Source organism: Mesorhizobium sp. WSM4871 (assembly GCF_055811295.1).
Map to the genome: position 1 here is coordinate 399,958 of NZ_JBVVPU010000003.1, position 22,130 is coordinate 422,087.

The 22,130-nt window shown below is 61.9% G+C and carries 16 protein-coding genes, 3 tRNA genes and 1 pseudogene; 15 read left to right on the forward strand and 5 right to left on the reverse strand.

Translation table 11 applies throughout. The features are described 5' to 3' along the window. The first annotated feature begins 179 nt into the window (after nt 1-179). Nucleotides 180-1,067 carry a 2-hydroxy-3-oxopropionate reductase gene (locus tag AC0L2H_RS08560; protein WP_473589813.1) on the forward strand — a complete coding sequence of 296 codons (888 nt, stop codon included), beginning with the start codon at nt 180-182 and terminating at the stop codon, nt 1,065-1,067. A 113-nt stretch (nt 1,068-1,180) separates the two neighbouring features. On the opposite strand, the gene AC0L2H_RS08565 is transcribed toward AC0L2H_RS08560, so the two are convergent. Further along, nucleotides 1,181-2,020, reverse strand: coding sequence for a TrmH family RNA methyltransferase (locus tag AC0L2H_RS08565; RefSeq protein WP_473589814.1), 840 nt, complete (start codon nt 2,018-2,020; stop codon nt 1,181-1,183). Between the two features lie 200 nt (nt 2,021-2,220). Here AC0L2H_RS08565 and AC0L2H_RS08570 point away from each other — a divergent pair. Both AC0L2H_RS08570 and AC0L2H_RS08575 read left to right on the forward strand, forming a co-directional pair. Further along, a tRNA-Tyr gene (locus AC0L2H_RS08570) sits at nt 2,221-2,305 on the forward strand. Nucleotides 2,306-2,393: 88 nt separating this feature from the next. Then, nucleotides 2,394-2,467, forward strand: a tRNA-Gly gene (locus AC0L2H_RS08575). A gap of 28 nt (nt 2,468-2,495) precedes the next feature. Here AC0L2H_RS08575 and AC0L2H_RS08580 read toward each other — a convergent pair. Then, a pseudogene (locus AC0L2H_RS08580) lies at nt 2,496-2,729 on the reverse strand (YidB family protein); the annotation flags it as partial. Continuing rightward, nucleotides 2,684-3,355: an N-acetylmuramoyl-L-alanine amidase gene (locus tag AC0L2H_RS08585; protein WP_473589815.1), complete on the reverse strand. Its 672-nt coding sequence runs from the start codon at nt 3,353-3,355 to the stop codon at nt 2,684-2,686. The gene AC0L2H_RS08585 and the pseudogene AC0L2H_RS08580, both read right to left, overlap by 46 nt. Nucleotides 3,356-3,614: 259 nt before the next feature. Here AC0L2H_RS08585 and AC0L2H_RS08590 point away from each other — a divergent pair, with 259 nt between their 5' ends. Then, nucleotides 3,615-4,550, forward strand: coding sequence for an STM4504/CBY_0614 family protein (locus AC0L2H_RS08590; RefSeq protein ID WP_473589816.1), 936 nt, complete (start codon nt 3,615-3,617; stop codon nt 4,548-4,550). Here AC0L2H_RS08590 and AC0L2H_RS08595 read toward each other — a convergent pair. After that, nucleotides 4,547-4,987, reverse strand: coding sequence for a GFA family protein (locus AC0L2H_RS08595; protein ID WP_473589817.1), 441 nt, complete (start codon nt 4,985-4,987; stop codon nt 4,547-4,549). The genes AC0L2H_RS08590 and AC0L2H_RS08595 overlap by 4 nt on opposite strands. A 31-nt stretch (nt 4,988-5,018) precedes the next feature. Continuing rightward, nucleotides 5,019-5,906: a DMT family transporter gene (locus AC0L2H_RS08600; protein ID WP_473589818.1), complete on the reverse strand. Its 888-nt coding sequence runs from the start codon at nt 5,904-5,906 to the stop codon at nt 5,019-5,021. Between the two features lie 285 nt (nt 5,907-6,191). Here AC0L2H_RS08600 and tuf point away from each other — a divergent pair, with 285 nt between their 5' ends. From tuf to rpoC, 11 genes are all read left to right on the forward strand, one after another. Beyond that, nucleotides 6,192-7,367: an elongation factor Tu gene (gene tuf / locus AC0L2H_RS08605; RefSeq protein WP_256753628.1), complete on the forward strand. Its 1,176-nt coding sequence runs from the start codon at nt 6,192-6,194 to the stop codon at nt 7,365-7,367. 172 nt (nt 7,368-7,539) lie between these two features. Next, on the forward strand, nt 7,540-9,231 hold the full coding sequence (locus tag AC0L2H_RS08610; protein ID WP_473589819.1) for a COG3904 family protein: 1,692 nt from the start codon (nt 7,540-7,542) through the stop codon (nt 9,229-9,231). A gap of 198 nt (nt 9,232-9,429) precedes the next feature. Further along, a tRNA-Trp gene (locus AC0L2H_RS08615) sits at nt 9,430-9,505 on the forward strand. A gap of 373 nt (nt 9,506-9,878) precedes the next feature. Then, entirely contained in the window at nt 9,879-10,082 is a 204-nt protein-coding gene (gene secE / locus AC0L2H_RS08620) for a preprotein translocase subunit SecE (RefSeq protein ID WP_473589820.1), read from the forward strand. Nucleotides 10,083-10,109: 27 nt separating this feature from the next. Then, the gene (gene nusG, locus AC0L2H_RS08625; RefSeq protein ID WP_008875655.1) at nt 10,110-10,637 is read left to right on the forward strand and encodes a transcription termination/antitermination protein NusG; all 528 of its coding nucleotides are present in this window, start codon (nt 10,110-10,112) and stop codon (nt 10,635-10,637) included. Nucleotides 10,638-10,811: 174 nt separating this feature from the next. Then, a complete protein-coding gene (gene rplK / locus AC0L2H_RS08630; protein ID WP_006202140.1) occupies nt 10,812-11,240 on the forward strand; it encodes a 50S ribosomal protein L11 in 429 nt (142 codons plus the stop codon). 4 nt (nt 11,241-11,244) lie between these two features. Further along, the gene (rplA, locus tag AC0L2H_RS08635) at nt 11,245-11,943 is read left to right on the forward strand and encodes a 50S ribosomal protein L1 (RefSeq protein WP_473589821.1); all 699 of its coding nucleotides are present in this window, start codon (nt 11,245-11,247) and stop codon (nt 11,941-11,943) included. Nucleotides 11,944-12,356: 413 nt separating this feature from the next. Beyond that, nucleotides 12,357-12,875, forward strand: coding sequence for a 50S ribosomal protein L10 (gene rplJ, locus AC0L2H_RS08640; RefSeq protein WP_008875657.1), 519 nt, complete (start codon nt 12,357-12,359; stop codon nt 12,873-12,875). A 54-nt stretch (nt 12,876-12,929) separates the two neighbouring features. Beyond that, complete coding sequence (rplL, locus tag AC0L2H_RS08645) at nt 12,930-13,307, forward strand: 50S ribosomal protein L7/L12 (protein WP_008875658.1); 378 nt, start codon at nt 12,930-12,932, stop codon at nt 13,305-13,307. A gap of 258 nt (nt 13,308-13,565) precedes the next feature. Further along, nucleotides 13,566-17,702: a DNA-directed RNA polymerase subunit beta gene (gene rpoB / locus AC0L2H_RS08650; protein ID WP_473589822.1), complete on the forward strand. Its 4,137-nt coding sequence runs from the start codon at nt 13,566-13,568 to the stop codon at nt 17,700-17,702. Nucleotides 17,703-17,853: 151 nt separating this feature from the next. Further along, nucleotides 17,854-22,050 carry a DNA-directed RNA polymerase subunit beta' gene (gene rpoC, locus AC0L2H_RS08655; protein WP_473589823.1) on the forward strand — a complete coding sequence of 1,399 codons (4,197 nt, stop codon included), beginning with the start codon at nt 17,854-17,856 and terminating at the stop codon, nt 22,048-22,050. Nucleotides 22,051-22,130 lie beyond the last annotated feature (80 nt).

A 22,130-nucleotide genomic window follows, 5' to 3' on the forward strand; every position in this document is an offset into this window, starting at 1 on the left:
AACGTTTGCGCTGCCCCTCACCCTTACCCTCTCCCCGTATAGAGACGGGGAGAGGGGGCGCCAGCGTTGGAGCGCTACCCTTCTCCCCGTCACTATACGGGGAGAAGGTGCCGGCAGGCGGATTAGGGGCAGCGCCGACCTCTGAATGAATTCGAACAAAGATTTTCAGGAGACTAGAGATGGAAACCATCGGCTTCATCGGCCTTGGCATCATGGGCGCGCCGATGGCGGGGCACTTGCTGGATGCCGGCTACACAGTCGTGGCAAGCGACCACCGTTCTAAGCCGCCGGCCGAGCTCGTTGTCAAAGGCCTGAAGACCGTCACCGGCCGCGATGCCGTGGCCAAAGCCGCCGACATCATCATCACCATGGTGCCTGACACCCCGCAGGTGGCCGACGTGCTGTTTGGCGACAAGGGCGTCGCGTCCGGCCTCGCCAAGGGCAGGCTGGTCATCGACATGAGCTCGATCTCGCCGATCGCGACCAAGGAATTTGCCAGCAAGATCAACGATCTCGGCTGCGACTATCTCGATGCGCCGGTGTCCGGCGGCGAGGTCGGGGCCAAGGCGGCGTCGTTGACCATCATGGTCGGCGGCGAGGAAAAGGCCTTCGAACGCGCCAGGCCCGTCTTCGAGAAGATGGGCAAGAACATCACCCTGGTGGGACCGAACGGCGTCGGCCAGACCACCAAGGTCGCCAACCAGATCGTCGTCGCGTTGACCATTGAAGCCGTCGCCGAAGCGCTTGTTTTTGCGTCAAAAGCCGGCGCTGATCCGGCCAAGGTCAGGCAGGCGCTGATGGGTGGGCTGGCAGCCTCGCGCATCCTCGAAGTGCATGGCGAGCGCATGGTCAAGCGCACCTTCGCGCCGGGCTTCCGCATCGAACTGCACCAGAAGGATCTCAATCTCGCGCTGGAAGGGGCAAAGGCGCTTGGCGTAGCACTTCCCAACACCTCGACGACCCAGCAATTGTTCAACTCTTGCGCGGCGAACGGTGGAGCAAAGGAAGACCATTCGGCACTGGTCAGGGCACTGGAGCGGATGGCGGGGCATGAAGTGGGTGAATAGTGAATAGTGAATAGTGAATGGTGAATGGTGAATGGTGAATAGTGAATAGAAATCAATAGCTAGACAGAAACGTATCTGGTCTTAGCAACCATTCACCATTCACCATTCACTATTCACCCAAGAAACTTCCTCGCCGCATAAAGGCTCACCGCCGCGGCGTTCGACACGTTGAGCGAGCGGATGGCGCCGGGCATGTCGAGCCGGGCCAGCGTCGTCACCGTCTCGCGCGTCTTCTGGCGCAGGCCCTTGCCTTCGGCGCCGAGCACCAGCGCTATTCTGTCGCCGGAAAAGCTCTTTTCGAGCTCCGCCGGTCCATCCGAATCGAGACCGATGGTCTGGAATCCGGCCTCGTGAAGCTGGCCAAGCGCATCGGCGAGGTTCTTCACCTCGATCTGGTCGATATGCTCCAGCGCGCCGGAGGCGGATTTCGCCAGCACGCCGGATTCCTGCGGGCTGTGGCGCGCGGTGGTGATGAGTGCGCCGGCGCCGAAAGCGACCGCCGAGCGCAGGATTGCGCCGACATTGTGCGGATCGGTGACCTGGTCGAGCACCAGCACCAGGTGGGTGTCGCCGAGCGCATCGAGGCGTTTCGGCTTCAGCGGCTCGGCTTCGACCAGCACGCCCTGATGCACGGCGTCCGAACCGGTGATCCTGTCGATCTCCCTGGGCTCGACCAGCTCGGCCTTGAAGGGCAAGGCGGCGAGATCGGCGATCGCCAGCCGCTCGGCGGCGTTGCGCGTCACCAGCATCTTCCTGATCTTGCGGCGCGGATTGTCGAGCGCCGCCCGCACCGTGTGCAGGCCGTAGAGCCGCACCAGCCCGTCGCCAACGCTTTCGCCAGGCGGCACCGGTTGGCGCGGCCGGAATGCCGGGGCGCCGGCCTTCTCGTCGCGGTGGGCGCGGCGCAGCTTGGCGTAATGGGTGTCTTTCGGGGTGCCGGTCTTGTTGCTCATGGCTGGCTTCTATAACCGCCTCTTTCGGCTAAGGATATGGCACGTCGCCGCGGATGCCGGACAACAGCGAAAAAGCCTGGCTGCGCGGTTGACACCCAATGGCCTTGCCGCCATAAGGCGCTTCGCTGATTTCGGAGAAAACCAGAGGTTTCCTCCCTGATCGGTGAGAATGCCTCGTTGCATGGCTCCGGCGGCAGACTGGAGAGGTGCCCGAGTGGTTAAAGGGGACGGACTGTAAATCCGTTAGCTTAGCTTACGTTGGTTCGAATCCAACCCTCTCCACCACTGCCGGCCCGGAAGCCCTGAAACGTGAAAGCATCGGACCGAAAGTGCATGGCGCTTTTCGGGTGAATCCGGTACTTCAGTACAAGGCGCGGGTATAGCTCAGTGGTAGAGCAGCAGCCTTCCAAGCTGAATATGCGGGTTCGATTCCCGCTACCCGCTCCAGTTTCCCATTACAAAATCAAGGCGTGCTCTAGCTGTTGAAGGCGGATGCAACCTGATGCTGCGGCGGCACCTGTCCGTTCGGCGTCAGCTTGTCGACGATGCCAGGCAAGGCAGCGGACAGTTGCTTGAGCACATCCTGCTCGCTCATCCCCGACCTTTGCGCGATTTCGCGGATGATCTGTGGACCCAGCGCATTGCCCAGATCATTGGCGTTGTCTACCTCATCCGCTTCAAGATCTCCCGCACCAGCGTGTTGAAGCCGGCGGCGAGCCCTTTGGCGAGGATTGGCCACAATTCATCGAGCAGGCGCCTGATGGCTGTTTCGAGGGCCGTGTCACGCCCGGGTCTGACCGGCAGATTGGGCATCGCGCCCATTGCCGCCATCACATCCTTGCGCAACCGGTCGCCGCAGGCTCTCGGGCCGACGACCGACGGGTCGAAGGGCAGCCGGGCAAAATCCCATTTTCCGCGCTGCTTGATGCCCAGCGTGCTTTCGACCTCGGCATGGGAGAGCACCGTCCTGGGCGTGACCTTGATGCGATAATATTTGCAGAGCTCGGCGACGACGATGGCCAGCGCATCCCACTGTGTCTTCGTCATGGGGTAGCGGCCGGCGCTGAATGGCCGTTCCTCCGCTCCGGCCATGCAGCAGAGCGAAACGCCGATCGAGCCGCTGTTGCAGTTGAGCGTGTGGGCAGCGTACCCCGGTTTTACCCTGCCGGAATTGAGCGCAATGGAAGGCCGGCCCCTGACGAGGCCGCCATTGCCCTCGACCAGAATATGATAGGCGTCCTTGTCGGTCTCGCACGCCGAATGCGAGCCGGCCGTCCAATGGCAGACGACCCGCTTCATCGGAACGTTGGGGATCCAGTCCGGCGGCAGCGCCACAGCAAATCCCCGCAACAAATCTGGCGAACGGAATCACTATAATTTCTTTGAAGAAGAATGCGAAAACGAAACGATAATTTGGTTGAGCTTTTCTAACACTTGATACTCAGCAGCTACTCTTGGGGGGCTTGGCTGCAAGGTGACCAAGTGGATGTCGCACTGGGTGCCAAAGGTTGTGGGAAGTTATGCGCGCAACGCGAAACATCAATAAACAGGGTGTATTGTGGTATTGTAGCGTGTTTGGCCTAGGGGAAGTTCGATGGGGGTCTTTGACATTTTCTCGAAACGCCAGAAGCGGATACGCGGCGAATTTCCTGACATCTATCAGTATGATTCGATCCCAAACGGACTACGGGTCCAAATTGTACAAATTCTGTCAGCGACTCTCGGCAGCGGATCGGATTTGCATGAAGGCGCTCCGCTGGAGACCTACAAGGCGATAGTAGAAATACTATGCAAGGAGTATGGTATATTTACTCTCCCTCCTACTACTAACAGAAGAATCACAAACTATATGGAGGAATTATTAACATTTTTTATGAATGCGAGTGACAACGAAAAAGCTTTAGATGTTATTGAAATAAGCTTTAAAGTTGTCGACAAACTGACCCGCAAGTGGGAGTATTTGCACCGTCCAAACTATTCGGAACTTGCAGACGAAGCGCTTGCCGAACTTAACACAAGATTTAAGGAGCATGGAGTTGGTTTCCAGTTTATTGATGGAGAAATCATCAGAGTCGACTCCGAGCTGATTCATGCAGAGGCAGTGAAGCCGGCTCTTCGCCTTCTGAACACCCGCATGTATAAAGGTGCCCATGAGGAGTTCATAAGTGCATACGATCACTACCGGCACGGAAAAAATAAGGAAGCTCTAAACGACTGCCTAAAGTCCTTTGAGAGTACAATGAAAGCCATTTGCGACAAACGACGCTGGCAGTACAGCCCATCTGACACAGCCAGCAAACTTCTTCAGGTGTGCTTCGACAACGGGTTGGTGCCATCATTTTGGCAAACCCAGCTAACCTCTCTGCGCTCTTTGTTGGAGAGTAGTATTCCGACAGGTCGGAACAAACTCAGCGGCCACGGGCAAGGTTCTACCCCAGCGCCCGTTCCCGACTACATCGCCGCCTACATGCTGCACATGACAGCTTCAACACTCGTTTTTTTGACGACCGCCGAGGCCGCTTTGCCCTAGCTATCCGTCACATGTTCTTCATATTGGGGCAGGTCGTCGGTGATTGTGAACCACTTTGCCTTGGAGCCGACAAAGATATGCTGCGTCGGGCGGATGGCCGGTTCGTCGACGAGGGTCCCCATCGCGACGTGGACAAAGACGCCGTCGCGGACGACCGAATAGAGCAGCGAACCGCATGATTTGCAGTGCACATTATGGTTGGTTTCGTCGCCGAAGATCAGCAGATTGTCCTCGCCCCTGGTCAGGCTGAGCTTCTCCCGCTCGATACCGGCAAACGGCTTGAAGGCAGAGCCGGTCGTGCGCCGGCAGTTCGAGCAGTGGCAGTTCGCGGCGTAGATGAACTCGTCCGCCACCGCGTAGTGAACGGCGCCGCACAGGCATTTTCCGGTGAGCGTGTGATTGCTGGCATTCTTCTGGCTGGTCACTGGCCTCTCCATTCAGCTAATCGACCGCATGGCTGAGCACAGCCTAGGCGACGACGGCCAGCCGGCGCTTGCGCTCGTCGAGCGACACGATGGTCAGCCCGCTGGCCACCACCAGCAGGATGCCGCAGACCGCCAGCGCATTCGGGAACTGACCGAACACCACGAGGCCCGAAATGACCGCCCAGACGGTGAAGCTGTAATAGAATGGCGCCACCGCGCTCGTGGGCCCGACGCGATAGGCCATGAAGATGAAGAAATGGCCGAAGATCAGGAACAGCCCGGCGCCGGCGATCAGCAGCAGATGACGGCCCGCGGGCGCCGCCCATTGCTCGGTCGCAACATGCGCGATGCCCGAGCCGGCCAGCACCACCACGACGGCGGAAATGGCGACAATCATGCCTGGCACTTCCGCGGCGACCTTGCGCCCGGCGAGATCGCGCGCGGCGGCGAGCGCCGCATTGCCGAGCGCCAGCGCCGCATAGACCGAGATGCCTTGCATCGTCGGTTGCGCCACCATGAGCGCGCCGATGAAGCCTAGCCCGATCAGCGCCATGCGCATGCCGCCGATCCGCTCGCCGAACAGGATCGAGGAGCCGACCAGCATGAGCAGCGGCGTGATCTGCCCCAGCGCGGTCGAATCGGCGATCTGCATGTTGGCGAGCGCCACCACGTAGCAAAGGATCGCCCCCAGCTCGAGCAGGTTCCTGCGCAGGACCTTCCCGTCGAAGATCAGCGGGATCTGCCTGCTATAGCCGAGCAGGAACAACAGCGGCATGCCCCACAGCGTGGCCGCCATGCCGCGCAGGAACAGCACCTCGTAGGGCGGCAGGCCAACGGTGGCGAGCTTCATCATCGTATCGTTGACCAGATACGACCCGGTCGAGACGATCATGAACAGCGGGCCGCGAATGGAGCTGGGAATGAACTGCATCGGTCGAACAAATCAGACGGATGCCGCGGCGGCAATGGGCCAGGCTTGCGCTGTGATTCCGGCAAGGGCAGGTGGCAATGCGGCCTTCGACGGGTCGGGCGCCTGCCTATTTCATTTCCCGGCTGGCGTTCCTATATCCGCGCCACATCCCCCGAAAATCGGATCATGGGTTCAGACCGGGCGGGTAAGCGCTTCGCCACAAGGCACTTGTGTTTTCCGGCCGTTGTCGCTAATCGCCCCGCATTCGACTGAACTGAAGGTCCAGGCCGTCCAAGGAAAGAGACTATGGCAAAAGGTAAATTCGAGCGCACTAAGCCTCATGTGAACATTGGCACGATTGGTCACGTCGACCATGGCAAGACGTCGCTGACGGCGGCGATCACCAAGTATTTTGGCGAATACAAGCGCTATGACCAGATCGATGCGGCGCCCGAGGAGAAGGCGCGCGGCATCACGATCTCGACGGCGCATGTCGAATACGAGACGGCCAACCGCCACTATGCCCATGTCGACTGCCCCGGCCACGCCGACTATGTGAAGAACATGATCACCGGTGCGGCGCAGATGGACGGCGCGATCCTGGTGGTGTCGGCCGCCGACGGTCCGATGCCGCAGACGCGCGAGCACATCCTTTTGGCCCGCCAGGTCGGCGTGCCCTCGATCGTGGTGTTTTTGAACAAGGTCGACCAGGTCGACGACGCTGAGCTGCTCGAACTGGTCGAGCTCGAGGTGCGCGAGCTCCTGACCAAGAACGAGTTCCCCGGCGACGACATTCCGATCGTCAAGGGTTCGGCTTTGGCCGCTCTGGAAGATTCGGACAAGAAGATCGGCGAGGACGCGATCCGCGAGCTGATGGCTGCGGTCGACGCCTACATCCCGACCCCGGTTCGTCCGCTGGACAAGCCGTTCCTGATGCCGATCGAGGACGTGTTCTCGATCTCGGGCCGCGGCACGGTGGTGACCGGCCGCGTCGAGCGCGGCGTGGTCAAGGTCGGCGAGGAGCTGGAGATAATCGGCATCCGTCCGACGACCAAGACGACCTGCACGGGCGTCGAGATGTTCCGCAAGCTGCTCGACCAGGGCCAGGCTGGCGACAACATCGGCGCGCTGCTGCGCGGTGTCGACCGTGAAGGTGTCGAGCGCGGCCAGGTTCTGGCCAAGCCCGGTACGGTCAAGCCGCACAAGAAGTTCGTGGCCGAAGCCTACATCCTGACCAAGGACGAGGGTGGCCGTCACACGCCGTTCTTCACCAACTACCGTCCGCAGTTCTACTTCCGCACGACGGACGTGACCGGCATCGTGTCGCTGCCGGAAGGCACCGAGATGGTGATGCCTGGCGACAACATCACGGTCGATGTCGAGCTGATCGTGCCGATCGCCATGGAAGAGAAGCTGCGCTTCGCCATCCGTGAAGGCGGCCGCACCGTCGGTGCCGGCATCGTCGTCACCATCAAAGAGTAATTGGCGCCGGCCTTCGCCGGAATCCAAACAGAAAGGGTGGTCCTCGGGCCGCCCTTTTTGCATTGTGGCCTTGCGTTACAGCCTCTTGGAAGCGGGCAAGCCGTCATTTCAAAACCTGTTGCAAGCGCCGCCACCGCAACTAGTATAGGTTGTATCGAGGGGGCTTGCCCAAATGGGTTGGTGGCATCGTTTGAATGGCCGGACATGGTGGTCGCTCAGGCTGATCTGCCTGGTGTCGTTCTGTGTCATCGGGCACGCCGCCTTCGCGGCGAAGACAAAGAAGCCCGTGCCCGATCTTGGTCCGACGATGCGGTTTGTCGTCGTCCGCAGCAATGCACCGGGTTGCGAGCCGACCTGCCCGGAATGGATATCGGCGGAGGGCACGATCGAGGCCGGCACGCCGGTTCGGTTCAAACGCACGCTCAAGGCGCTCCGCGGCCGAAAGCTGCCTGTCGTCGTGGATTCTCCCGGCGGCCACGTCGAGGCGGCGCTGGCGCTTGGCCGACTGATCCGTAAGAACAAGCTCGATATCGCGGTTGGCAAGACCCGGTTCACTGGGTGTCAGCCGGATGCCAAGGACTGCAAGGAAAACGACGGCAAGGGCGCCCGCTATTTCGGCAATCCCTATGCCAACGGCGCTATCTGCAATTCAGCCTGCCCGTTGATGTTTGCCGGTGGCATCAGGCGCGTTGTAGGGCAGTGGGCCTATCTCGGCGTCCATCAGATCACCACGACCTACATCCGGACGAAATTGCAGTACCGGACCACCTATCGCGTCGTGAGAGGCAAGAAGAAGATCATCGACAAGAAGATCGTCAGCCGCAAGAACGCCGGCAGCTACAAGACCTACGAGATGAGCAAGGCGGTGGAGAAGAAGCTGGCGGCCTATCTCAAGGAAATGGGCGTCGGCCTCGGCGTGCTCGAAACGATGAAGAACACCCCGGCCAGCGGCATCCAGCAACTGGCCCCGTACGACATGCTGCAGACGAACCTGGTCACCAGCCTCGATTCCCTCGACCTCCTGACCACGCCGACCATATGCAAGGCAACTCCGGTACCGGCGAATTGCCGGGAAATACCGGCGAACAAGGGCGCAGAGCCGGCCGACGTGCCGACGGCCGAAGCCAAGCCCGAGATTCCGCAGCCGGCTGCGACCGTGCCGCCAAAGGAAGAGGCGGAGATGCGCTTCGCCCTCGTTCGCGGCAGCAACCCGCTGTGCAATCCCGATTGCCCGGAGTGGATTTCGGCGGAAGGCACGATCACTGCGGGGACCCCTGAAAGGCTGCGCAAGTTGCTCGATACCCTCAGTGGGCGAAGACTGCCCGTGGTGATCAGCTCGCCTGGAGGCGACGTGCTCGGCGCCATTGCGGCCGGCCGGCTGATCCGGGAGCAAAAGCTCGACGTTTCCGTCGCCCGAACCGATTTCGTCGACTGTGATCCCCGGGCGGTGGGTTGCATCGCCGCGGATGGAGTCCATGCCGGGCTGGATGGCATCCATGCCGGGCTTACCATCGATTCAGGTGGCGAATGTAGCTCGGCCTGTGCGATCATGGTCGCCGGCGGTGTCAGGCGCCTTGTCGGCCCCAGAGCACGCCTCAGCATCCAGTCAGTGGGGCAAGCGCGGCAGGTTGAGGCCTATCTCGACGACATGGCGATTGGCCGGGATCTGTTCACCGCAATTCAGCGCCACTCAGCCCAGCACCAACTCGAACCTGACACGATGCTGAAGCTCGGGTTGACGACGGGACGCCAATCGGTGGACGAACTGACCGGCGCCACCATCTGCAGATCGGTGCCGAAGCCCGACAATTGCAGGGTCACGCCGTCGGCCAATGCCGAGGCCGCAACGCCCCCGAAGCTGTAGCGTCGCCGACCAAACTAGCCATCGAGGCAGGTTGAGTTCGCCACGATCCTTCCGCTATCGTCCCTGCCCATCAGCCGGGCGTCCAATAGTGGAGCAGGCTGCTGCCCCCTGTTTTCCACCGCCCATGGCCACACGCCGCTCTTTACAGCGCGCGCGGAAGCTTTTAGGAAGCGCCTGCTGCGCCGACATGCGCACGATACGGGCATAGCTCAGTTGGTAGAGCGGCGGTCTCCAAAACCGCAGGTCGTAGGTTCGAGCCCTGCTGCCCGTGCCATTTCTGCGAAATGGCGATTTCTCGGAAAAAGCCCGGTTTCCAGGAACCGGCCTTTGAAAATCGGCCGATGACTTGCCATATAGGCTGAGTTGAGGCATAAGAACCCCATAGCCGGGACGGGACGACTGGATGGTTCCGAGGCGGCGTTTGGTCATAAAGCGGACACTTGCCACTTGCGTGGATCAAGAATCGGTTTTATGTAGACGAAACAGACACGCGACGCGTGGAGCTGGGAAGCCGGCTTTACGCGTCCGATTTGCATGGGCGAAATGATTGCGCTGATTCGGCGCGGCCATGAGGTTCAGGCGGCACGTCCCGGCCAGCGGGATCATCCAGGAGACCCGGCCAACGGGTCTTGAAGACAGAGCGGCACATGGCTTCGAAAACCACAAATCCTTTCGTCTTTCTCCAGCAGGTTCGCTCGGAGACCGCCAAGGTGACTTGGCCGTCGCGTCGCGAAACGATGATCTCGACGGTGATGGTCCTGGCGTTCGCCCTGATTGCGATGATCTTTTTCTTCAGCGCCGACGTGGCCATGGGCTATGCGATCGAGTGGATTCTGAGCCTTGGACGCTAAGTCCGGCGATTACGGAGAAGTCTTGAGATGACTGCGCGGTGGTACATCGTCCACGCCTATTCGAACTTTGAAAAGAAGGTCGCCGAGGATATCGAGAACAAGGCCAAGCAGAAGGGCCTGTCCGCCGACATCGAGCAGATCGTGGTGCCGACCGAGAAGGTCGTCGAGATCCGCCGCGGCCGCAAGGTCGATGCCGAGCGCAAGTTCTTCCCGGGCTATGTGCTGCTGAAGGCCAATCTGACCGATGCGATCTTCTCGCTGGTGAAGAACACGCCGAAGGTCACCGGCTTCCTGGGCGACTCCAAGCCGGTGCCGATCACCGAAGCCGAGGCCCAGCGCATCCTGAACCAGGTGCAGGAAGGCGTCGAGCGGCCCAAGCCCTCGGTCACCTTCGAGATCGGCGAGGCGATCCGCGTTTCGGACGGTCCGTTCGCCTCGTTCAACGGTTTCGTCCAGGAAGTGGACGAGGAGCGGGCGCGGCTCAAGGTGGAAGTTTCGATCTTCGGGCGCGCCGTGCCCGTCGATCTCGAATTCGGACAGGTCGAGAAGGGCTGATCCGAAATCCTCGCCGCCGGTTGGCGGCAAGGAGGCGGCGCGGAAAAAACGCGCGGCCTGAACGGGTGGGAGGCGAATGCGGCTTTAGCCGGCCGCACGAACCGCACCACCAGACTGCAACCGCCGGCGTTTCCCCGATAGTGGGGCCGGCATGAGACAAAGGCAGGAATAGAGATGGCTAAGAAAGTTGCAGGCCAGCTCAAGCTCCAGGTTGCCGCGGGCTCGGCTACGCCGTCGCCCCCGATCGGCCCGGCGCTTGGTCAGCGCGGCATCAACATCATGGAGTTCTGCAAGGCGTTCAACGCGCAGACCCAGGAAATGGAAAAAGGTTCTCCGATCCCGGTCGTCATCACCTACTACCAGGACAAGTCGTTCACCTTCGTCATGAAGACGCCGCCGGTGAGCTACTTCCTGAAGAAGGCCGCGAACCTGAAGTCGGGCTCGAAGGAGCCGGGCAAGGTCAAGGCCGGCACGATCGGCCGCGACAAGGTGCGCGCCATCGCCGAGCAGAAGATGAAGGATTTGAACGCCAACGACGTCGAGGCGGCCATGCGCATGGTCGAGGGCTCCGCCCGCTCGATGGGCCTGGAAGTGGTGGGCTGAGATCATGGCAAAGATTGCAAAACGCGTATCGAAGGCCCGCGAAGGCATCGATCCCAACAAGGCTTACGCGCTGGGTGAAGCGCTGAAGCTGCTCAAGGATCGCTCCTCGGTGAAGTTCGACGAGACCATAGAAGTCGCCATGAACCTCGGCGTCGACCCGCGCCATGCCGACCAGATGGTCCGCGGCGTGGTCAACCTGCCGAACGGCACCGGCCGCTCGGTCCGCGTCGCCGTGTTCGCACGTGGCGACAAGGCCGAGGAAGCCAAGGCTGCCGGCGCCGATATCGTTGGCGCCGAGGATCTGGTCGAGATCGTCCAGAAGGGCACGATCGACTTCGATCGCTGCATCGCCACGCCGGACATGATGCCGCTGGTCGGCCGTCTGGGCAAGGTGCTCGGCCCGCGCGGCATGATGCCGAACCCGAAGGTCGGCACCGTCACCACCGACGTGGCCGCCGCCGTCAAGGCATCGAAGGGCGGCGCCGTCGAATTCCGCGTCGAGAAGGCCGGTATCGTCCATGCCGGCGTCGGCAAGGTCTCGTTCGACGTGACGGCGCTGGAAGAGAACGTCCGCGCCTTCGCCGACGCGGTGACCAAGGCAAAGCCGGCTGGCGCCAAGGGCAACTACGTCAAGAAGGTGTCGGTCACCTCGACGATGGGCCCGGGCCTCAAGCTCGACGTCTCGACGCTCGCGGCGTCCTGATACGAATGACCCGGATCGGCCGCTAAAGGGCTGATCCGAAAAAGAATTCCGGGCCTCCGACCTGTCGGCGGCCCGGTACCGGAAGTCGGAAGGCTTCCGGACATCCTGTCCGAGATTGCAGGCGGCCCGAGCCTTGGTTTGAAAAGGGGGGCCTTAATTCATGTGGGCCTGCATGAGACGGGTGAAGACCGGACAACGGAGCCGCAAGCTCCAATGAAAGGTTCGAACCGTGTTTGCCTTTTGTCTGCGCATCGCCGGCTTGGCCGTCGATGTGGCGAAAGGGGGCAGGATCCTCGAGCGTCGTTCGGGAGATCCGTTACTGGATGGCCCGGCCGGCAAAAGGCAACCCGACGCCTGTCCTCGTGAATGGGAATGTTCCCATTGAAAGGGCAGGGGTCAACTGGAGATAGGCAGTGGACAGAGCGGAAAAACGCGAACTCGTCACGGGCCTGAATGATGCGTTTTCAAGCGCTGGTTCAGTTGTCGTGGCCCACTACGCCGGTATCACCGTCGCGCAAATGAACGACCTTCGGTCGAAAATGCGCGCCGCCGGTGGCACCGTCAAAGTCGCGAAGAACCGTCTCGCCAAAATCGCTCTTCAGGGCACGGACTCCGCATCGATCATCGAGCTGTTCAAGGGACAGACGCTGATCGCTTATTCGGAGGATCCGATTGCGGCGCCGAAGGTCGCGTCCGATTTCGCCAAGGGAAATGACAAGCTCGTCATTCTCGGCGGCGCAATGGGCACAACCTCGCTCAACGCCGACGGTGTGAAGGCACTCGCCACACTTCCGTCGCTCGATGAGCTGCGCGCCAGGCTGGTTGGCATGATCGCCACGCCGGCTACCCGGATCGCCCAGATCGTCAATGCGCCAGCGGCTTCGGTCGCGCGCGTCATCGGCGCTTACGCCCGGAAGGACGAGGCGGCATGAGGCCGTTCCTCGCTATCACAAACACACGTTCGAACCTTATGAAGGAACATTCAAATGGCTGATCTGGCAAAGATCGTAGACGACCTTTCGAAGCTGACCGTCCTCGAGGCGGCCGAGCTGTCGAAGCTTCTGGAAGAAAAGTGGGGCGTTTCCGCCGCTGCTCCGGTGGCGGTTGCCGCCGCTGGCGGCGCTGCGGCCGCTGCTGCTCCGGCCGAGGAAAAGACGGAATTCGACGTCGTCCTCACCGAGGCAGGCGCTCAGAAGATCAACGTCATCAAGGAAGTCCGCGCCATCACCGGTCTTGGCCTCAAGGAAGCCAAGGACCTGGTCGAGGCGGCTCCGAAGCCGGTCAAGGAAGGCGTTTCCAAGGCCGACGCGGACAAGTTCAAGGCGCAGCTCGAAGCAGCCGGCGCCAAGGTCGACTTGAAGTAAGCGTTGTCTAAAGCGGCGGGCGGCCTCGCGCCGTCCGCCACTCCCTTCGCGTGAAGGGAGGCCAGAGTTACGCGAGACGTACGAAAACCTCTTTCCTGAAGGCCTTGAAACCGGCCTTCAGGAAACGGGTTTTCTCCCGTTCTAGCCGACCGCCGACAGGCGGCCGGATAACCGATTGAAGGGCCGCCGCCGAGGTGGCCGCGAATGCAAGGCGAACCGCGGCGAGGTTCGTCCCGAGTTTAGAGCTAAGGAGCGACGATGGCCCAGACCCAGACTTTCAATGGCCGCAGACGCGTACGCAAGTTCTTCGGTAAGATCCCGGAAGTTGCGGAGATGCCGAACCTCATCGAGGTTCAAAAGGCATCCTATGACCAGTTCCTGATGGTGGACGAGCCCAAGGGCGGGCGTCCGGATGAGGGACTGCAGGCCGTTTTCAAGTCGGTCTTCCCGATCTCCGATTTTTCCGGCTCCTCGATGCTGGAGTTCGTGAAGTACGAGTTCGAAGGACCGAAATTCGACGTTGACGAATGCCGTCAGCGCGACCTGACCTATGCCGCGCCACTGAAGGTGACGCTGCGCCTCATCGTGTTCGATATCGACGAGGATACCGGCGCCAAGTCGATCAAGGATATCAAGGAGCAGGACGTCTACATGGGCGACATGCCGCTCATGACCTTGAACGGTACCTTCATCGTCAACGGCACCGAGCGCGTCATCGTCTCGCAGATGCACCGTTCGCCGGGCGTCTTCTTCGACCATGACAAGGGCAAGTCGCACTCGTCCGGCAAGCTATTGTTTGCCGCGCGCGTCATTCCCTATCGCGGTTCGTGGCTCGACATCGAGTTCGATTCGAAGGACGTTGTGCACGCCCGCATCGACCGCCGCCGCAAGATTCCGGTGACGTCGCTGCTGATGGCGCTTGGCATGGACGGCGAGGAGATCCTGTCGACCTTCTACAACAAGATCACCTACAAGCGTGCCGGCGACCACTGGCGCATCCCCTTCAACGTCGAGCGTTTCCGCGGCCTCAAGGCCGTTGGCGACCTGGTCGATGCCGACACCGGCGAGGTCGTCGTCGAGGCCGGCAAGAAAATCACCGCACGCCAGGCCAGGGCGCTGGGCGAAAAGGGTCTCAAGGCGATCAAGGCGACCGACGAGGATCTGCTCGGCAACTACCTCGCCGAGGACATCGTCAACTACGCCACCGGCGAGATTTTCCTCGAAGCCGGCGACGAGATCGACGACAAGACGCTGAAGGTGCTGCTCGGTACCGGCGAGGACGAGATCAAGGTTCTCGACATCGACCATGTCAATGTCGGCGCCTATATCCGCAACACGCTCAACGTCGACAAGAACGAGAGCCGCCAGGACGCGCTGTTCGACATCTACCGCGTCATGCGTCCCGGCGAGCCGCCGACGCTCGAGACCGCCGAAGCCATGTTCAACTCGCTGTTCTTCGACAGCGAGCGCTATGATCTGTCGGCCGTCGGCCGCGTCAAGATGAACATGCGCCTCGAGCTCAAGGCCGAGGACACCGTGCGCGTGCTGCGCAAGGACGACATCCTGGCCGTGGTCAAGACGCTGGTCGAACTGCGCGACGGCAAGGGCGAGATCGACGACATCGACAATCTCGGCAACCGCCGCGTGCGCTCGGTCGGCGAGCTGATGGAAAACCAGTACCGCGTCGGCCTGCTGCGCATGGAGCGCGCGATCAAGGAGCGTATGTCCTCGATCGAGATCGACACGGTGATGCCGCAGGACCTGATCAACGCCAAGCCGGCGGCCGCCGCCGTGCGCGAGTTCTTCGGCTCCTCGCAGCTGTCGCAGTTCATGGATCAGACCAACCCGCTGTCGGAGATCACCCACAAGCGCCGCCTTTCGGCGCTTGGACCGGGCGGTCTGACCCGCGAGCGCGCCGGCTTCGAGGTGCGCGACGTGCACCCGACGCATTACGGCCGCATCTGCCCGATCGAGACGCCGGAAGGCCCGAATATCGGCCTGATCAACTCGCTGGCCACGTTCGCGCGCGTCAACAAGTACGGCTTCATCGAGAGCCCGTACCGCAAGATCGTCAACGGCAAGCTGACCAATGAGGTCGTCTATCTCTCCGCTATGGAAGAGTCCAAGCACCACGTTGCGCAGGCCAATGCCGAGCTCGACAAGAACGGCGGTTTCGTCGACGAATTCGTCATTTGCCGCAGCGCCGGCGAAGTGATGATGGCGCCGCGCGAAAACGTCGATCTGATGGACGTATCGCCGAAGCAGATGGTGTCGGTGGCAGCTGCCCTGATCCCGTTCCTCGAGAATGACGACGCCAATCGGGCGCTGATGGGCTCGAACATGCAGCGTCAGGCCGTGCCGCTGGTGCGCGCCGAGGCGCCGTTCGTCGGTACCGGCATGGAGCCGATCGTCGCTCGTGACTCGGGCGCTGCCATCGGCGCTCGTCGCGGCGGTGTCGTCGACCAGGTGGACGCGACGCGTATCGTCATCCGCGCCACGGAAGATCTCGATCCCGGCAAGTCCGGCGTCGATATCTACCGGCTGATGAAGTTCCAGCGTTCGAACCAGAACACCTGCATCAACCAGCGTCCGCTGGTGCGCATGGGTGACCGGGTCAACAAGGGCGACATCATTGCCGACGGTCCCTCGACCGAGCTCGGCGATCTGGCGCTCGGCCGCAACGTGCTGGTCGCGTTCATGCCGTGGAACGGCTACAACTACGAGGACTCCATCCTCTTGTCCGAGCGCATCGTCGCCGACGACGTCTTCACCTCGATCCACATCGAGGAGTTCGAGGTCATGGCGCGCGACACCAAGCTCGGTCCGGAGGAAATCACGCGCGACATCCCGAACGTCTCGGAAGAAGCGCTGAAGAACCTCGACGAAGCCGGCATCGTCTATATCGGCGCGGAAGTGCAGCCCGGCGACATCCTGGTCGGCAAGATCACGCCGAAGGGCGAAAGCCCGATGACGCCGGAAGAAAAGCTGCTGCGCGCCATCTTCGGCGAAAAGGCGTCCGACGTGCGCGACACCTCCATGCGCATGCCTCCGGGCACTTTCGGCACCGTCGTCGAAGTGCGCGTCTTCAACCGTCACGGCGTCGAAAAGGACGAGCGCGCCATGGCGATCGAGCGCGAGGAGATCGAACGCCTCGCCAAGGACCGCGACGACGAGCAGGCGATCCTCGACCGCAACGTCTATTCGCGCCTGTCCGACGTTCTCGTCGGCAAGGAGGCGATCGCCGGGCCGAAGGGGTTCAAGAAGGGCTCGAAGCTGTCGAAGGACACGCTCGACGAGTATCCGCGTTCGCAGTGGTGGCAGTTTGCCGTGGAGAACGAAAAGCTCCAGAGCGAACTGGAAGCGCTGCGTGGCCAGTACGACGATTCCAAGAAGGCGCTCGAACAGCGCTTCATGGACAAGGTCGAGAAGGTGCAGCGCGGCGACGAAATGCCTCCGGGCGTCATGAAGATGGTCAAGGTCTTCGTGGCCGTGAAGCGCAAGATGCAGCCCGGCGACAAGATGGCCGGCCGCCACGGCAACAAGGGTGTCGTGTCGCGCATTGTTCCGGTCGAGGACATGCCTTTCCTCGAGGACGGCACGCATGCCGATATCGTGCTCAACCCGCTGGGTGTGCCGAGCCGCATGAATGTCGGCCAGATCCTGGAAACGCATCTGGGCTGGGCTTGCGCCGGCATGGGCAGGAAGATCGGCGAGCTGATCGACGCGTACAAGACAGGCGGCGACATCAAGCCGCTGCGCAAGACGCTCGAGAGCTTCATGCCGGCCAACGACCGCAACGAGCCGATCCGCGAGTATGACGACGAGAGCGTCGTTCGCCTCAGCGAACAGATGCGCCGCGGCGTCTCCATCGCGACACCGGTGTTCGACGGCGCGCACGAGGCTGACATCAACATCATGCTGGAGCAGGCGGGCCTGCACACCAGCGGTCAGTCGCAGCTCTATGACGGGCGCACCGGCGAGCCGTTCGATCGCAAAGTGACGATGGGCTACATATATATGCTCAAGCTTCACCATCTTGTGGACGACAAGATCCACGCGCGTTCGATCGGACCGTACTCGCTCGTTACCCAGCAGCCGCTGGGCGGCAAGGCGCAGTTCGGCGGCCAGCGCTTCGGCGAAATGGAGGTCTGGGCGCTTGAAGCGTACGGTGCCGCCTACACGTTGCAGGAGATGCTGACGGTGAAGTCGGACGACGTCGCCGGCCGCACCAAGGTCTACGAGGCGATCGTCAGAGGCGACGACACGTTCGAGGCCGGCATTCCGGAGAGCTTCAACGTTCTGGTCAAGGAAATGCGGTCTCTCGGCCTCAATGTCGAGTTGGAAAACACCAAGCTCGACGACAACCCTGTCCGGCTGCCCGATGCTGCCGAATAGAGGCGCGGCCGAGTAAACAAGACATCCGGTCGCGGGAGATGGCTCTCGCGACCGGGTGCAGAAATTTTCGGCCGGTGGGCCGACCACTCAGCGGGCATTCGGCTCGCGTTAGATGCAAGGGGTTTTCGAGGACCCCGAAAAGGAGAACGGCATGAACCAAGAGGTCATGAATCTCTTCAATCCCCAGGCGCCGGCGCAGGTGTTCGATTCCATCCGGATTTCGCTCGCCAGCCCTGAGAAGATTCTGTCCTGGTCGTTCGGCGAGATCAAGAAGCCGGAGACCATCAATTACCGCACCTTCAAGCCGGAGCGCGACGGCCTGTTCTGCGCGCGCATTTTTGGTCCGATCAAGGACTATGAGTGCCTGTGCGGCAAGTACAAGCGCATGAAGTACAAGGGCGTCATCTGCGAGAAGTGCGGCGTCGAAGTCACGCTGTCGCGCGTCCGCCGCGAGCGCATGGGCCATATCGAGCTCGCCGCGCCCGTCGCCCATATCTGGTTCCTGAAGTCGCTGCCCTCGCGCATCGGCACGCTGCTCGACATGACGCTGAAGGACATCGAGCGCGTCCTCTACTTCGAGAACTACATCGTCACCGAGCCCGGTCTGACCGCGCTGAAGGAGCACCAGCTCCTCAGCGAGGAAGAGTACATGATCGCCGTCGACGAATATGGCGAGGATAGCTTCACCGCCATGATCGGCGCCGAGGCCATCCATGACCTCCTGGCCGGCATGGATCTGGAGAAGATCGCCGGTGACCTGCGTTCGGAGCTGGCTTCGACCACGTCCGAGCTGAAGCAGAAGAAGTATCTGAAGCGCCTCAAGGTCGTCGAGAACTTCATGGAGTCCGGCAACCGTCCGGAATGGATGATCATGAAGGTGGTTCCGGTGATCCCGCCGGACCTGCGCCCGCTTGTCCCGCTGGACGGCGGTCGTTTCGCCACGTCCGACCTCAACGATCTCTATCGGCGCGTCATCAACCGTAACAACCGCCTGAAGCGGCTGATCGAGCTGCGCGCGCCCGGCATCATCGTGCGCAATGAAAAGCGCATGCTGCAGGAAGCCGTCGACGCACTGTTCGACAATGGCCGCCGCGGCCGCGTCATCACCGGCGCCAACAAGCGTCCGCTGAAGTCGCTGTCCGACATGCTCAAGGGCAAGCAGGGCCGGTTCCGCCAGAACCTGCTCGGCAAGCGCGTCGATTATTCCGGCCGCTCGGTCATCGTCACCGGTCCGGAGCTCAAGCTGCACCAGTGCGGCCTGCCGAAGAAGATGGCGCTCGAACTGTTCAAGCCCTTCATCTATGCCCGCCTTGATGCCAAGGGTTATTCCTCGACCGTCAAGCAGGCCAAGAAGCTGGTCGAGAAGGAGCGTCCGGAGGTCTGGGATATCCTCGACGAGGTCATCCGCGAGCATCCGGTGCTGTTGAACCGCGCGCCGACGCTGCACCGCCTCGGCATCCAGGCATTCGAGCCGATCCTGATCGAAGGCAAGGCGATCCAGCTTCACCCGCTGGTCTGCACGGCCTTCAACGCCGACTTCGACGGCGACCAGATGGCGGTTCACGTGCCGCTGTCGCTGGAAGCGCAGCTCGAGGCTCGCGTGCTGATGATGTCGACCAACAACATCCTGCACCCGGCTTCCGGCGCGCCGATCATCGTGCCGTCGCAGGACATGGTTCTCGGTCTCTACTATCTCTCGATCGTCAACCAGAACGAGCCGGGCGAGGGCATGGTGTTTGCCGACATGGGCGAGCTCCAGCACGCGCTCGAGACCAAGGCGGTGACGCTGCATTCCAAGATCAAGGGTCGTTTCCGCACGGTCGACGCCGAAGGCAATGTCGTGTCGAAGATCCATGACACCACGCCTGGCCGCATGATCATCGGCGAACTGCTGCCGAAGAACGTCAACGTGCCTTACGAGACGGCCAACCAGGAGATGACCAAGAAGAACATCTCCAAGATGATCGACACCGTCTACCGCCATTGCGGTCAGAAGGAGACGGTCATTTTCTGCGACCGCATCATGGCGCTCGGCTTCAGCCACGCCTGCCGCGCCGGCATTTCGTTCGGCAAGGACGACATGCTGATCCCGGATGCGAAGATCAAGCTGGTCTCCGACACCGAGGCTTTGGCCAAGGAATACGAGCAGCAGTACAATGACGGCCTGATCACGCAGGGCGAGAAGTACAACAAGGTCGTCGACGCCTGGGCCAAGTGCTCGGAAAAGGTCGCCGACGAGATGATGGCCCGCATCAAGGCGGTCGAGTTCGAGGACAATGGCCGTCAGAAGCCGATGAACTCGATCTACATGATGTCGCACTCCGGTGCGCGTGGCTCGCCCACCCAGATGCGCCAGCTCGCCGGCATGCGCGGCCTGATGGCCAAGCCGTCGGGTGAAATCATCGAGACGCCGATCATCTCGAACTTCAAGGAAGGCCTGACCGTGCTCGAGTACTTCAACTCGACCCACGGCGCCCGCAAGGGTCTGGCCGACACCGCCTTGAAGACGGCGAACTCGGGTTACCTCACCCGTCGTCTGGTCGACGTGGCGCAGGACTGCATCGTCAACTCGCTCGACTGCGGCACCGACAAGGGCCTCACCATGCAGCCGATCGTCGATGCCGGCCAGGTCGTCGCTTCGGTCGGTCAGCGCGTGCTGGGCCGTACGTCGCTCGACGACATCACCCATCCGGTGTCGGGCGAGGTTCTGGTCAAGGCCGGAACGCTGATGGACGAACGCGACGTGGAGCAGATCGAAAAGGCCGGCGTCCAGTCGGTCCGCATCCGCTCGGCGCTGACCTGCGAGGTCAGGGTCGGCGTCTGCGCGGTCTGCTACGGACGCGATCTGGCCCGCGGCACCCCGGTCAACCAGGGCGAAGCCGTCGGCGTCATCGCGGCGCAGTCGATCGGCGAGCCGGGCACCCAGCTCACCATGCGTACCTTCCACATGGGCGGCACGGCGCAGGTGGTGGATAGCTCGTTCCTTGAAGCCTCGTATGAGGGCAAGGTCGAGATCCGCAACCGCAACGTGGTGCGCAACTCCGACGGCCAGCAGATGGTCATGGGCCGCAACATGGCGGTGCTGATCCTCGACGAGGCCGGCAAGGAGCGCGCCACGCACCGCGTCACCTATGGTTCGCGCATCTTCGTGGACGATGGCGACAAGGTGAAGCGCGGCCAGCGCATCGCCGAGTGGGATCCCTATACCCGCCCGATCCTCACCGAAATCGAGGGCAAGGTGGCGTTCGAGGATCTGGTCGACGGCATTTCCGTTCAGGAAACGGCCGACGAGTCGACCGGCATCACCAAGCGCGAGGTCATCGACTGGCGGTCGACGCCACGCGGCAACGACCTGAAGCCGGCGATGGTCGTCCACGACGCCAAGGGCAAGGTCGGCAAGCTGTCGAAGGGTGGCGACGCCCGCTTCCTGCTCTCGGTCGAGGCCATTCTTTCGGTCGAGCCGGGTGCGCATGTGAAGCCCGGCGACGTGCTGGCGCGTATCCCGATGGAAAGCGCCAAGACCAAGGACATCACCGGCGGTCTGCCGCGTGTTGCCGAACTGTTCGAGGCACGCCGTCCGAAGGATCACGCCATCATCGCCGAGATCGATGGCACGATCCGCTTCGGCCGCGACTACAAGAACAAGCGCCGCATCATCATCGAGCCGCATGACTCGACGCTTGAGCCGGTCGAGTACCTGATCCCGAAGGGCAAGCCGTTCCATCTCCAGGACGGCGACGTCATCGAGAAGGGCGACTACATCCTCGACGGCAACCCGGCGCCGCACGACATCCTGGCGATCAAGGGCGTGGAGGCGCTTGCCTCCTACCTCGTCAACGAGATCCAGGAAGTCTACCGCCTGCAGGGCGTGTCGATCAACGACAAGCACATCGAGGTGATCGTTCGCCAGATGCTGCAGAAGGTCGAGATCACCACGCAGGGCGATTCGACCTACATTCCGGGCGACCACGTCGACGTGATCGAGCTGGAAGAGGTCAACGAGCGCCTGATCGAGGACGGCAAGAAGCCGGCCGAAGGTCAGCCGGTGCTGCTCGGCATCACCAAGGCCTCGCTGCAGACGCCGTCCTTCATCTCTGCCGCCTCCTTCCAGGAGACGACCAGGGTGCTGACCGAAGCGGCGGTTGCCGGCAAGACCGACATGCTGCAGGGGCTGAAGGAAAACGTCATCGTCGGCCGGCTTATCCCGGCCGGCACCGGCGGCACGATGAGCGCGATCCGGCGCATCGCCACCTCGCGCGACGAGCTGATCATCGACGAGCGCCGCAAGGCCTCGGGCGTCGAGGTCGCCGAGCCGATGCTGACCGACATGGTCACCGCCGCGCAGTAAGCGCGGGATGAAAGAGAAGAAGGAAAGGGGCCCAAGCGGCCCCTTTTCGCATTTTGGCTTTCCCAGGGATCGAGAAGAAC

What these genes read in the sequence shown, in the direction of transcription:
- AC0L2H_RS08565 (WP_473589814.1), bottom strand. Translation starts at nt 2,020, where the DNA reads ATGAGCAACAAGACCGGCACCCCGAAAGACACCCATTACGCCAAGCTG.
- AC0L2H_RS08595 (WP_473589817.1), bottom strand. Translation starts at nt 4,987, where the DNA reads ATGGAGAGGCCAGTGACCAGCCAGAAGAATGCCAGCAATCACACGCTC.
- tuf (WP_256753628.1), top strand. Translation starts at nt 6,192, where the DNA reads ATGGCAAAAGGTAAATTCGAGCGCACTAAGCCTCATGTGAACATTGGC.
- AC0L2H_RS08560 (WP_473589813.1), top strand. Translation starts at nt 180, where the DNA reads ATGGAAACCATCGGCTTCATCGGCCTTGGCATCATGGGCGCGCCGATG.
- secE (WP_473589820.1), top strand. Translation starts at nt 9,879, where the DNA reads ATGGCTTCGAAAACCACAAATCCTTTCGTCTTTCTCCAGCAGGTTCGC.
- rpoC (WP_473589823.1), top strand. Translation starts at nt 17,854, where the DNA reads ATGAACCAAGAGGTCATGAATCTCTTCAATCCCCAGGCGCCGGCGCAG.
- AC0L2H_RS08610 (WP_473589819.1), top strand. Translation starts at nt 7,540, where the DNA reads ATGGGTTGGTGGCATCGTTTGAATGGCCGGACATGGTGGTCGCTCAGG.
- rpoB (WP_473589822.1), top strand. Translation starts at nt 13,566, where the DNA reads ATGGCCCAGACCCAGACTTTCAATGGCCGCAGACGCGTACGCAAGTTC.
- nusG (WP_008875655.1), top strand. Translation starts at nt 10,110, where the DNA reads ATGACTGCGCGGTGGTACATCGTCCACGCCTATTCGAACTTTGAAAAG.
- rplL (WP_008875658.1), top strand. Translation starts at nt 12,930, where the DNA reads ATGGCTGATCTGGCAAAGATCGTAGACGACCTTTCGAAGCTGACCGTC.
- AC0L2H_RS08600 (WP_473589818.1), bottom strand. Translation starts at nt 5,906, where the DNA reads ATGCAGTTCATTCCCAGCTCCATTCGCGGCCCGCTGTTCATGATCGTC.
- AC0L2H_RS08590 (WP_473589816.1), top strand. Translation starts at nt 3,615, where the DNA reads ATGGGGGTCTTTGACATTTTCTCGAAACGCCAGAAGCGGATACGCGGC.
- rplA (WP_473589821.1), top strand. Translation starts at nt 11,245, where the DNA reads ATGGCAAAGATTGCAAAACGCGTATCGAAGGCCCGCGAAGGCATCGAT.
- rplK (WP_006202140.1), top strand. Translation starts at nt 10,812, where the DNA reads ATGGCTAAGAAAGTTGCAGGCCAGCTCAAGCTCCAGGTTGCCGCGGGC.